Consider the following 12,030-nt stretch of genomic DNA (forward strand, 5'->3'; position numbering starts at 1 on the left):
TGGTTGCCTCTGGCCTTCGGCCTGGACTGGAACCGTCCGCCACGGCAGATGAACGGCACCAGCTTCTTTTACGGCCACAGCTCGCAATGGCGCCACGAGAAGATGAGCATGCACGACGTGCTGTCGCCTCTGGCGGATAAGTCGCAGTTCCCTGAGCATGCCCTGGACTACAACATCCGCGCCGAACGCGCCGGCTGGTTGCCCAGCGCGCCACAATTGAACACCAACCCGCTGAACATTTGCCGCGATGCTGCCGCCGCCGGCATGGACCCGAAAGACTACGTGGTCAAGTCCTGGCAGGACGGCAGCCTGCGGTTTGCCTGCGAACAACCCGACAGCCCGGAAAACTTCCCGCGCAACATGTTCATCTGGCGCTCCAACCTGCTGGGCTCCTCGGGCAAAGGCCACGAGTACATGCTCAAGTACCTGCTGGGCACCAAGAACGGCGTGATGAACGAAGACATCGGCTTTGGTGGCGAATCCAAGCCGACCGAGGCTGAATGGGTCGACAACGGTGCCATCGGCAAACTGGACCTGGTGACCACCCTGGACTTCCGCATGTCCTCGACCTGCGTGTATTCCGACATCGTCTTGCCGACCGCGACCTGGTACGAAAAAGACGACATGAACACCTCGGACATGCACCCGTTCATTCACCCGCTGTCAGCGGCTATCGACCCGGCCTGGGAGTCGCGTTCGGACTGGGAAATCTACAAGGGCATCGCCAAGGCGTTCTCCGCCATGTCGGTCGGGCACCTGGGTGTCGAGAAAGACCTGGTCACCGTGCCGTTGATGCATGACAGCATCGGTGAACTGGCCCAGCCGTTTGGCGGCACTGACTGGAAAAGCGCCGGCGTGGCGCCGCAACCGGGCAAGAACGCACCGAACCTGCAAGTGGTGGAGCGCGATTACCCCAACATCTACAAGCAGTTCACCTCCCTGGGCCCGATGCTGGAGAAACTCGGCAATGGCGGCAAGGGCATCAACTGGAACACCGACGATGAAGTGAAATTCCTCGGTGAGCTCAATCACCATGAGGTCGACGCCGGTATCAGCCAGGGTCGGCCGAAGATCGACAGCGCCATTGATGCGGCCGAAGTGATTCTGTCCCTGGCCCCGGAAACCAACGGCCAGGTGGCCGTCAAGGCCTGGGCGGCCCTGTCGAAATTCACCGGCATCGATCACAGCCACCTGGCGCTGTCCAAGGCCCACGAGGCGATTCGCTTCCGCGACATCCAGGCGCAGCCGCGCAAGATCATTTCCAGCCCGACCTGGTCCGGCCTGGAAGACGATCACGTCAGCTACAACGCCGGCTACACCAACGTTCACGAAGCGATTCCATGGCGCACCATCACCGGCCGCCAGCAGTTTTACCAGGATCACCCGTGGATGCAGGCGTTCGGCGAGCAACTGATGAGTTATCGGCCGCCGGTCAACACCCGCACCATCGAAGGCGTGAAGGGCAAGCGCAGCAATGGCGAGACCGAAATCGTCCTGAACTGGATCACCCCGCACCAGAAGTGGGGCATCCACAGCACCTACAGCGACAACTTGCTGATGCTCACCTTGAGCCGCGGCGGGCCGATCGTCTGGCTCTCGGAAATCGACGCCAAGCGCGCCGGTATCGAGGACAACGACTGGATTGAATGCTTCAACGTCAACGGTGCGCTGACCGCCCGTGCGGTGGTCAGCCAGCGGGTCAAGGAAGGCATGGTGATGATGTACCACGCCCAGGAACGGATCGTGAACGTGCCCGGCTCGGAAACCACCAAGACCCGTGGCGGCCACCACAACTCGGTGACCCGCGTGGTGCTCAAGCCCACTCATATGATCGGTGGCTACGCGCAACAGGCCTACGGTTTCAACTATTACGGCACGGTCGGTTGCAACCGCGACGAGTTCGTCGTGGTGCGCAAGATGTCCAAGGTCGATTGGCTCGACGGTTCCAGTGGCGATGATCTGCCGCGTCCACTGCCAACCGATATCGAGGAGAACTGAGATGAAAATTCGCTCACAAATCGGCATGGTCCTGAACCTGGACAAATGCATCGGCTGTCACACCTGCTCGATTACCTGCAAGAACGTCTGGACCAGCCGCGAAGGCATGGAATACGCCTGGTTCAACAACGTCGAATCCAAGCCTGGCATCGGTTACCCCAAAGAGTGGGAAAACCAGGACAAGTGGAAGGGCGGCTGGATCCGTAACGCCGACGGTTCGATCAACCCACGCATCGGCGGCAAGTTCCGCGTGCTGGCGAACATCTTCGCCAACCCGGACTTGCCGAGCCTGGACGATTACTACGAACCGTTCGACTTCGACTACCAGCACCTGCACACCGCGCCTTTGGGCGAGCATCAGCCCACCGCACGGCCGCGCTCTCTGGTGTCCGGCAAGCGCATGGAGAAAATCGAGTGGGGCCCTAACTGGGAGGAGATCCTTGGCACCGAGTTTGCCAAGCGGCGCAAGGACAAGAACTTCGACCAGATCCAGGCGGACATTTACGGCGAGTACGAAAACACCTTCATGATGTACCTGCCGCGCCTGTGCGAGCACTGCCTGAACCCGGCGTGCGCGGCGTCCTGCCCGAGCGGGGCGATCTACAAGCGCGAGGAGGACGGCATCGTCCTGATTGACCAGGAGAAATGCCGCGGCTGGCGCATGTGCATCAGCGGCTGCCCGTACAAGAAAATCTATTTCAACTGGAAGAGCGGCAAATCGGAGAAATGCATTTTCTGCTACCCGCGCATCGAAGCCGGGATGCCGACGGTTTGCGCTGAAACCTGCGTCGGCCGCATCCGCTACCTCGGGGTGTTGCTGTACGACGCCGACCGCATCAGCGAAGTGGCGAGCACCGCCAACGAGCACGATCTGTATGAGAAGCAACTGGAGATCTTCCTCGACCCGAACGACCCGGCGGTGATTCGCCAGGCCCTGGCCGACGGCGTGCCGCAGTCGGTGATCGACTCGGCGCAACGCTCGCCGGTCTACAAAATGGCCGTGGACTGGAAACTCGCGCTGCCGTTGCACCCGGAATACCGCACCTTGCCAATGGTCTGGTACGTGCCGCCACTGTCGCCGATCCAGAACGCTGCGGCGGCCGGCACCGTGGGCATGAACGGGGTGATCCCGGACGTCGACAGCCTGCGCATTCCGCTGCGCTACCTGGCCAACATGCTCACCGCTGGCGATGAAAAACCGGTCAAGCGCGCCCTCAAGCGCCTGCTGGCGATGCGTGCCTACAAGCGTTCCGAACAGGTGGACGGCGTGCAGGACCTGCAAGTGCTGGCCGATGTCGGCCTGAGCGTGAACCAGGTGGAAGAGATGTACCGCTATCTGGCCATCGCCAACTACGAAGACCGTTTTGTCGTACCAAGCGCCCACCGCGAAGACGCCATGAGCGATGCGTTCGCCGAACGCTCCGGTTGTGGTTTCAGTTTCGGCAGCGGTTGCAGCGGCAGTACCGACACCAACATGTTCGGCGCCAAGAAGGCCAACCGCCGCGACGTCATCAAAACCGTGCAGTTGTGGGAGGAATGAACATGCGCATTCTCAAGGTGATTTCGTTGCTGCTCGATTATCCGACCGAAACCCTGGTGGCCGGTCGCGACGAGCTGGAGCAGGCGATTGTGCAGGCACGGGAAATCAGCCCGAAGCAGCGCGCTGCGCTGTTCGAGTTGCTGGAACTGATCTGTGGCCAGGACCTGATGGACGGCCAGGAGCACTACGGCGCGCTGTTCGGCCGTGGGCGCTCGCTGTCGCTGCTGCTGTTCGAACACGTCCATGGCGAGTCCCGCGACCGGGGCCAGGCCATGGTGGACATGATGGCCCAGTACGAAGAGGCCGGTTTTGCCATCGGCGTGAAGGAACTGCCCGATTACATCCCGCTGTACCTGGAGTTTCTCTCCACCCGCGAAGACATCGAGGCCCGCGAAGGACTGGCCGATGTGGCGCATCTGCTGGCCTTGCTGGCGGCGCGCCTGGAAGAGCGCGAGAGCGCCTACGCCAGTTGTTTCCGGGCCTTGCTGCAAATCGCCGGGGCCGAGCCCCAGGTGGCGGTGGCCGAGTTGCGTGAGCAGGTCAAGGCCGAGCCACGCGACGACTCCCTCGAAGCCCTGGACAGGATCTGGGAAGAGGAAGCGGTGGATTTCATGAAGGCCGAGCAGCAGGACCGTTGCAGTTCGCTGCCGAGTGCGCCGGGCAAGGCCCGGGACGAAAGCGCGGTGCCGTTGCATTGGGTGGATTTTCAGCATGAAGGACGGGCCGCTGCGCCCGCCGGGGAGGTGGGCAATGTCTAAATGGGATCTGTTGATGTTCGGGGTCTACCCCTATGTCGCCTTGGCGATTTGCCTGATCGGCAGTTGGGCGCGGTTTGACCTGTCCCAGTACACCTGGAAGGCCGGCTCCAGCCAGATGCTGAGCAACCGTGGCATGCGCGTGGCGAGCAATCTGTTCCATGTCGGTGTGTTGTTCGTCCTGGCCGGCCACTTTGTCGGCCTGCTGACGCCGGCGGCGATCTATCACCATGTGTTGAGCACTGAGAACAAACAGTTGCTGGCGATGGTGTCCGGCGGGTTCTTTGGGGTGCTGGGTCTGATCGGTCTGGTGATGCTGCTCAACCGGCGGCTGAGCGACCCGCGAGTGCGCGCCACGTCCAGCACGTCGGACATCCTGGTGTTGGTGGTGCTGCTGGTGCAACTGGTGCTGGGCTTGATGACCATTGTGGCGTCCACCGCCCATATGGACGGTTCGGTGATGGTGATGCTGGCCGACTGGGCACAGAACACTGTGCTGTTGCGTCCGGTGGAGGCGGCCGCGGCCATTGCGCCGGTGGGCTTGGTCTACAAGCTTCATGTGGTACTGGGCCTGACCCTGTTCGTGCTGTTCCCGTTCACCCGTCTCGTCCATATCGTCAGTGCGCCGGTCTGGTACCTGGGGCGTCGTTATCAAATCGTGCGGCAGAAGTTCTAAGGAGACGATCATGGCTAGTGGATGCGGATGTGGCGGCGGTAACGGGGGCAGCGGCGGCTGCGGTTCTTCAGCGAAAGCAGCGCCAGTGACCCCGCCGCTCAGCGATATCGAGCCGGCGGGCGCGGTGCAGTTCGAACCGGCCCAGGCCGGGCCGGTGCCAGGTGATGAAGCCCCGGCACAATTGATTGCCAGCAGTGAGCAGGAGTGGCCGATCATCAGCGTCAACGGGGTGTCGATCACCCCCCAGGCGATGGCCCAGGAGCTGCAGTATCACCCGGCTGAGAGCCGCGAGGATGCGGTCTACCAGGCGGCCCGGGCGTTGGTGATCCGGGAGTTGCTTCAGCAACGCATCGCCGAGCTGGGGCTGGCGTTGCAGGTGGGCGCCGGTGAAAACGAAGAGGAGGCGGCCACGCGGTTGTTGCTCGAGCGTGAGGTGCAGGTGCCGCAATGTGATGAGGCGACCTGCCTGCGCTACTACGAAAGCAATCGGGCGCGCTTTCACAGCGCCCCCTTGCTGGCGGTGCGGCACATTCTGCTCGAATGCGCACCGGACGACGCCGAAGCGCGCGACCAGGCTCACGGCCAGGCCGAAACCCTGCTGCAACGCCTGGACGAGTTCCCCGGTAGCTTTGCCGAACTGGCGTTGAACCACTCAGCCTGCCCGTCCAAGGCTCAGGGCGGCTCGCTGGGGCAGATCAGTAAGGGCCAGACCGTGCCCGAACTGGAGCGCCAGTTGTTTGCCTTGCCGGCGGGCCTGGTGGGCAAACCGCTGGAAAGCCGCTACGGCTGGCATGTGATCAGCATCGATCAGCGTGTCGAAGGCCAACCGTTGCCTTATGAGGCGGTGGCGACGGCGATTCGCACCCAGCTGCAACAAGGCGTGTGGCAGAAGGCGCTGGTGCAGTACCTGCAAACCCTGATCGGTGCGGCGGACATTCGCGGCATTCATCTTCAGGGCGCCGACTCGCCGCTGGTGCAGTGAGCACCGGCTCAATCAGGGGACAGACATGAACGCCGTGTTGCAGGACGGATTTGGGCGCCAGATCGACTATCTGCGGATGTCGGTGACCGATCGTTGTGATTTTCGCTGCGTGTATTGCATGGCGAAAAACATGACCTTCCTGCCGCGCCAGCAGGTGTTGACCCTGGAGGAACTGCACCGATTGGCGCGGTTGTTCGTGGGGCTGGGGGTCAAGAAAATCCGCCTGACCGGTGGCGAACCGCTGATCCGTCCGGGCATCGTCGGGTTGTGTCGCGACATCGCGGCATTGCCCGGCCTGCGGGAACTGGTGATGACCAGCAACGGTTCGCAGCTGGGGCGACTGGCCCGGCCGCTGGTCGATGCCGGGGTCAAGCGCATGAACATCAGCCTGGACAGCCTGGATGGCGAGCGCTTTCGGGCGATCACCCGTAACGGCGATCTGGATCAGGTGCTGGCGGGCATTGAAGCGGCGAAGGGCGCAGGGTTTGAGCGGATCAAGCTCAACTGCGTGGTAATGAAAGGGCGCAACTTCGATGAAGTCCCGGCGCTGGTGCAGTACGCCATCGAGCAACGCATCGACATCAGCTTCATCGAGGAAATGCCCTTGGGTGAGGTCGGGCGTTCCCGGGGCGAGTCGTTCTGCTCCAGCGATGAGGTCCGGGCGGTCATTGCCAATCATCACCGGTTGCTCGACAGCACCGAAAACAGCGGCGGCCCGGCGCGTTATGTGCGCCTGGAGCAGCACGCGCAGACCCGGATCGGTTTCATTTCCCCCAATACCCACAACTTTTGCGCCAGTTGCAACCGGGTGCGCATGACCGTTGAAGGGCGGTTGCTGCTGTGCCTGGGACAGGAAGATTCTCTGGACCTGCGCAGTTTGTTGCGGCGCTATCCGCTGGACGATCAACCGCTGATCCAGGCGGTACAACAGGCGCTGCGCGGCAAACCCCTGCGTCACGACTTCAACCCTGGCGGGGAAGTGCAGATTGTGCGGTTCATGAACATGAGTGGTGGGTGAGCCTCAGCGCAGATGTTGAATGGACCGCCGTTATCGCGAGCAGGCTCGCTCCCACAGGGATTTGTGGTGTACGCAGAAAGAGCAGACACCTGAAAACCCATGTGGGAGCGAGCCTGCTCGCGATGGGTTATACCGGTCGACATCTCAAGCGGCTGATCCACCCTCGATTCTTGATATCGATCAATTGCAACCCTCACTTTTGGTCGTACTCTCCACTGCATATTGTGTTTGAAGATTGTTAATTATCTATATGTAGTGTCTGGAGCCAAAATGCAGAGCACGTTGATCTCAGTAGGCTGTAACCGCTTGCACAAGCGCGATGGCAGTGTGGTTGCCTTCGACGCGGACAAGATCCGCCAGGCGCTGATCGCCGCCGGCAAGGCCACCGGCGAATACGCTGAGGGGGAGGCTGAAGGGTTGCTGGAAGCGGTGCTGACGCGATTGGAAGGACAGACGCGCTTGAGCGTCGAGCAGATCCAGGACCGTGTCGAGCGAGTACTGATGGACGCCGGTTTCTTTCTGGCCATGCGTGCCTATATCGTCTACCGCGAGCAACATGGACGCCTGCGCCGGGATCGTCGCACCCTGGTGGAAGTCGCCACCTCGATGAACGAATACCTGGACCGCGAAGACTGGCGCGTGCAGGCCAATGCCAACCAGGGTTACTCCCTCGGTGGGCTGATCCTCAACGTATCGGGCAAGGTCACCGCCAACTATTGGCTCGACGAGGTCTACAGCCAGGCCATCGGCCAAGCGCACCGCGAGGCCGACCTGCATATCCACGACCTGGACATGCTCGCCGGTTACTGCGCCGGCTGGTCGCTGCGCACGCTGCTGCACGAAGGCCTCAATGGGGTGCCGGGACGGGTTGAGGCCGGGCCGCCCAAACATTTGAGCAGCGCCTTGGGGCAGATGGTGAATTTCCTCGGCACGCTGCAAAACGAATGGGCCGGTGCCCAGGCGTTCAGCTCGTTCGACACCTACCTGGCGCCGTATGTGCGCAAGGACAGACTCAGCTATGACGAGGTCCGCCAGTCGTTGCAGGAGTTCATCTACAACCTCAACGTCCCGTCACGCTGGGGTACGCAAACACCTTTTACCAACCTTACGTTCGACTGGGTCTGCCCGGAGGATCTGCGCGAACAGATTCCGGTGATCGGTGGCGAGGAGATGCCGTTCGCCTACGGTGATCTGCAAGTGGAAATGGAATTGATCAATCGCGCCTACATCGAGGTGATGCAGGCCGGTGATGCAAAGGGCCGGGTGTTCACTTTCCCGATCCCGACCTACAACATCACCCATGACTTCCCGTGGGACAGCGAGAACGCCGACCGCTTGTTCGAGATGACCGCCCGCTACGGTCTGCCGTATTTCCAGAACTTCCTCAACTCGGACATGCAACCCAACCAGGTGCGCTCGATGTGCTGCCGCCTGCAACTGGATGTGCGCGAGTTGCTCAAGCGCGGAGGAGGCCTGTTCGGCTCGGCGGAACAGACCGGCTCACTAGGTGTGGTGACGATCAACTGCGCACGCCTGGGCTACCTGTACAAAGGCGATACCAGCGCATTGCTGCAACGCATCGATACGCTGATGGAACTGGCGAAGGAGAGCCTGGAGGTCAAGCGCAAGGTCATCCAGCACCACATGGACGCCGGGCTGTACCCGTACACCAAGCGCTACCTGGGCACCCTGCGTAATCACTTCTCCACCATCGGCGTGAACGGCCTGCACGAAATGCTGCGCAATTTCACCGATGACCAGCAAGGCCTGCATACCGAGCAAGGCCGGGCATTCGCCCTGAAACTGCTGGATCACGTGCGCGCCACGCTGCTGCGCTTTCAGGAAGAAACCGGCCACCTCTACAACCTGGAAGCCACCCCTGCCGAGGGCACCACCTACCGTTTCGCCAAGGAAGACCTCAAGCGTTACCCCGATATCTTGCAGGCCGGCAGCCCGATCGCCCCGTATTACACCAACTCGTCGCAGTTGCCGGTGGGCTTCACCGACGATCCGTTCGAAGCCTTGGAGCTGCAAGACGAACTGCAATGCAAATACACCGGCGGCACCGTGCTGCACCTGTACATGGCCGAGCAGATTTCCTCCACACAGGCCTGCAAGCAGCTGGTGCGCAAGGCCCTGGGACGCTTCCGGCTGCCGTACCTGACCATCACGCCGACGTTTTCCATCTGCCCGGTCCACGGCTACCTGGCCGGCGAACATGAGTTTTGCCCCAAATGCGACGAGGCCTTGCTGTTGCAACAGCAGTTGGCAGGCAGCGTTCACTGATCCGATCCATCGACCGCAAGGAGCTTCATCCATGAACGCATCACAATCTCTTCCGCAGGCACAGCGTCAACGTTGCGAAGTCTGGACCCGCGTGATGGGTTATCACCGTCCGGTGGCGGCCTTCAACCCAGGCAAACAGTCCGAGCATCGCGAACGGGTTCACTTCACTGAAAGCGCGGCCGGGCGTCCATGAGTCGAGCGCTACGGGTTGGGGGCATGGTGCCCCTGACCACCCTCGATTATCCGGGCCAACTGGCTTGCGTACTGTTTTGCCAGGGCTGCGCCTGGCGTTGTCGTTATTGCCACAACCCGCAACTGATCCCGCCGCGCGGCAGCGAAGAGGTGGATTGGTGTCGGGTGTTGGCATTTTTGCAACGTCGCCAGGATCTGCTTGACGCCGTGGTGTTCAGCGGTGGTGAGCCGACCCTGCAGGACGGCCTGGCGCCAGCCATGGAGCAAGTGCGGCAGATGGGTTTTCGCATCGGCCTGCACAGCGCCGGCATCAAACCGGCGGCCTTCGCCAAAGTGGTCGGGCAAGCCGACTGGGTTGGCTTCGACATCAAGGCCTTGCCCGAAGACGCCCTGGACGTGACTCGGGTTCATGGCAGCGGTGCCGCCAACTGGCGCAGCCTCGACTATCTGCTGGCCAGCGGCGTGGATTATGAATGCCGGACCACCGTGCATTGGCATTTGTTCGATCCCGAACGGTTGTTGACCCTGGCTCGCCGCCTGAGCGAGCAGGGCGTCACGCGTTTCGCTGTGCAACTGGTGCGCACGGCCCGGATGCTCGACCCCCATCTTTCCAGTGTTTCGGCACAGGCCTTGCAGCCGGAGTTGTGGGCCGCCATGCGCGAGTTGTTTCCCTCGTTCGTTTTACGCAGTTGACCGTCCCCGGGGATGAACGACCGACAGCGGTTCGGGATCGCCGGGCCGCTCTTTTTTATGGCTTTTTTTATGGTTTTCAAATGCGCTGCCAATCGGCAGGTAGTTGAACAGGGAGCATTTGATATGACCAGACTCACCACTGCCCACCGTATCGTGATCGGTTTTGCCATCGCTCCACTGGCGTTGATCGCCCTGGCGTTATACGCCTTGAACGACCTGGCCACGCTGCGCGACCAGGCGGTGCAAATCGTCAGACAGGATTGGCCGAAGATCGACCCGATCATGGTGATCGCCACGGGTGTGCGCGATAACGCCAGGAACACCCGGGACCTGTTGATCGACAAGAACAACGCGCAGGTCCAGCAATCGATCGACATGACCCGGCAACGTATTACCCAGGCCTTTACCACGCTGGAGCCGCTGTTCGACCAGCCGGAAGGCAAAGCGGCGTATGCGGCACTGAAGAAGCACCGTGAGGCGTACGTGGCCGCGTTCGTTCAGGTGCAGGCGTTGATTCGCCAGGGAGCCACGGACGACGCGATGACGCAACTCAAGCAGGGCGTGATGCCGGCCGAGCTTGAGGTCTACAAAAGCCTGGAAGGGCTGATGGCGATGCAGGGCCGGTTGTTTGTCGAGCGTGAACAGCTGGCCCAGGCGCGCTACAGCGACGCGCGGCGCAACATGCTGACACTGGTGCTGGCCTGCCTGGCCCTGGTCAGTACCGTTGCGGTCCTGGTGACCCGCAGCGTGACCCGTCCGCTGGGTGGCGAGCCCGATGATGCGGCGCGGGTGCTGAGCCAGATTGCCCAAGGCGACTTGACGATCCGCGTGCCGCTGGACGCCGGGAGTGCAAACGACAGCGTAATGAGCAACATGCATGACATGCAGCAGAGCCTCAACAGCATGGTCCGGCACATTGCGGCTTCGGTGGATCGGGTGGCCAGTTCCTCCGAAGAGCTGAGTGCGGTGAGCAGTCAGACCAACAGCACCCTGGAACTGCAAGGCCAGGAAATCGAACAGGCCGCGGCGGCCGTGAACCAGATGACGGCGGCGGTGGACGAAGTGGCGCGCAATGCGGTGAGTACCAGCGAAGCCTCGCGGATATCCGAGCAAACCGCCCAGCGCGGTCGTGAGCAGGTTCAGGAGACCGTTGCTTCGATCAGCGCATTGGCGCTGGGGGTGACGGACTCCTCGGGACGCATCCAGCAGTTGGCAGGCAGGGTCGAGCACATCAGTTCGGTGCTGGACGTGATCCGCGGCATTGCCGATCAAACCAATCTGCTGGCCTTGAACGCCGCCATTGAAGCAGCCCGCGCTGGCGATGCCGGGCGTGGTTTTGCCGTGGTGGCCGACGAAGTCCGGGCACTGGCCCATCGCACCCAGGATTCGACTCGGGAAATCGAGGAGATGATCGGCAACATCCGCCAGGACAGCGAGCACGCCGTGACCGCCATGCAAAGCAACAGCGAACTGGTGCAGACCACTTTGCAAGTGGCCCGCCGCTCCGGCGATGCCCTGGATGAAATCGCCCGTTCGATCTCGCAGATCAACGAGCGCAATCTGATGATCGCCAGCGCCACCGAAGAACAGGCGCTGGTAGCCCGGGAAGTGGACCGTAACCTGGTGGGTATTCGCAACCTGTCCGAACAGGTATTGCTCGGGGCCCGGCATACTGATACTGCCGGTCAGGACCTGGCGCAGATGGCCGGCTCACTGCATGAGACCGTGGCGCGGTTCAAGGTCTAGGCCAGCCCCGCGTCAGATGTTGTCAACCACACAAATCCACCGTGGGAGCAAAGCTTGCTCGCGAGGCGTCTGCACAGCCAACACCGCTCAAACTGACCCACCGCGATCGCGAGCAAGCTTTGCTCCCACAGGGTTTTGCGTCGT

General features: G+C 61.9%; 10 protein-coding genes. All 10 read left to right on the top strand.

From position 1 onward, the window contains the following. The coding region (locus GSM73_RS27155; RefSeq protein WP_256676804.1) for a nitrate reductase subunit alpha at window positions 1–1,998 on the top strand (1,998 nt) is incomplete at its 5' end. Window position 1,999: 1 nt separating this feature from the next. Next, the gene (gene narH, locus GSM73_RS09825) at window positions 2,000–3,538 is read left to right on the top strand and encodes a nitrate reductase subunit beta (protein ID WP_047229171.1); all 1,539 of its coding nucleotides are present in this window, start codon (window positions 2,000–2,002) and stop codon (window positions 3,536–3,538) included. 2 nt (window positions 3,539–3,540) lie between these two features. Beyond that, window positions 3,541–4,296: a nitrate reductase molybdenum cofactor assembly chaperone gene (gene narJ / locus GSM73_RS09830; RefSeq protein ID WP_047229170.1), complete on the top strand. Its 756-nt coding sequence runs from the start codon at window positions 3,541–3,543 to the stop codon at window positions 4,294–4,296. Further along, window positions 4,289–4,969: a respiratory nitrate reductase subunit gamma gene (narI, locus tag GSM73_RS09835; RefSeq protein ID WP_047229169.1), complete on the top strand. Its 681-nt coding sequence runs from the start codon at window positions 4,289–4,291 to the stop codon at window positions 4,967–4,969. Before narJ ends, narI begins: the two co-directional genes overlap by 8 nt. Window positions 4,970–4,979: 10 nt before the next feature. Further along, window positions 4,980–5,951, top strand: coding sequence for a peptidylprolyl isomerase (locus tag GSM73_RS09840; protein WP_160892333.1), 972 nt, complete (start codon window positions 4,980–4,982; stop codon window positions 5,949–5,951). A 25-nt stretch (window positions 5,952–5,976) separates the two neighbouring features. Then, window positions 5,977–6,969: a GTP 3',8-cyclase MoaA gene (gene moaA / locus GSM73_RS09845; RefSeq protein WP_160892335.1), complete on the top strand. Its 993-nt coding sequence runs from the start codon at window positions 5,977–5,979 to the stop codon at window positions 6,967–6,969. A gap of 270 nt (window positions 6,970–7,239) precedes the next feature. Beyond that, a complete protein-coding gene (locus GSM73_RS09850; RefSeq protein WP_047229166.1) occupies window positions 7,240–9,255 on the top strand; it encodes a ribonucleoside triphosphate reductase in 2,016 nt (671 codons plus the stop codon). A 31-nt stretch (window positions 9,256–9,286) separates the two neighbouring features. Continuing rightward, the gene (nrdD, locus tag GSM73_RS09855) at window positions 9,287–9,448 is read left to right on the top strand and encodes an anaerobic ribonucleoside-triphosphate reductase (protein ID WP_003182303.1); all 162 of its coding nucleotides are present in this window, start codon (window positions 9,287–9,289) and stop codon (window positions 9,446–9,448) included. Continuing rightward, complete coding sequence (locus GSM73_RS09860; RefSeq protein WP_047229165.1) at window positions 9,445–10,140, top strand: anaerobic ribonucleoside-triphosphate reductase activating protein; 696 nt, start codon at window positions 9,445–9,447, stop codon at window positions 10,138–10,140. The genes nrdD and GSM73_RS09860 overlap by 4 nt, the downstream gene beginning before the upstream one ends. A 123-nt stretch (window positions 10,141–10,263) precedes the next feature. Further along, window positions 10,264–11,886, top strand: a complete 1,623-nt coding sequence (locus tag GSM73_RS09865) for a methyl-accepting chemotaxis protein (RefSeq protein WP_076384523.1) — start codon at window positions 10,264–10,266, stop codon at window positions 11,884–11,886. Window positions 11,887–12,030 lie beyond the last annotated feature (144 nt).

Source organism: Pseudomonas sp. PICF6 (genome assembly GCF_009831705.1).
Taxonomy (GTDB): Bacteria; Pseudomonadota; Gammaproteobacteria; order Pseudomonadales; family Pseudomonadaceae; genus Aquipseudomonas; species Aquipseudomonas rhizophila.

Coding starts and splice junctions, on each gene's coding strand:
- nrdD (WP_003182303.1), top strand. CDS start 9,287: ATGAACGCATCACAATCTCTTCCGCAGGCACAGCGTCAACGTTGCGAA.
- narI (WP_047229169.1), top strand. CDS start 4,289: ATGTCTAAATGGGATCTGTTGATGTTCGGGGTCTACCCCTATGTCGCC.
- narJ (WP_047229170.1), top strand. CDS start 3,541: ATGCGCATTCTCAAGGTGATTTCGTTGCTGCTCGATTATCCGACCGAA.
- GSM73_RS09865 (WP_076384523.1), top strand. CDS start 10,264: ATGACCAGACTCACCACTGCCCACCGTATCGTGATCGGTTTTGCCATC.
- GSM73_RS09850 (WP_047229166.1), top strand. CDS start 7,240: ATGCAGAGCACGTTGATCTCAGTAGGCTGTAACCGCTTGCACAAGCGC.
- narH (WP_047229171.1), top strand. CDS start 2,000: ATGAAAATTCGCTCACAAATCGGCATGGTCCTGAACCTGGACAAATGC.
- GSM73_RS09840 (WP_160892333.1), top strand. CDS start 4,980: ATGGCTAGTGGATGCGGATGTGGCGGCGGTAACGGGGGCAGCGGCGGC.
- GSM73_RS09860 (WP_047229165.1), top strand. CDS start 9,445: ATGAGTCGAGCGCTACGGGTTGGGGGCATGGTGCCCCTGACCACCCTC.
- moaA (WP_160892335.1), top strand. CDS start 5,977: ATGAACGCCGTGTTGCAGGACGGATTTGGGCGCCAGATCGACTATCTG.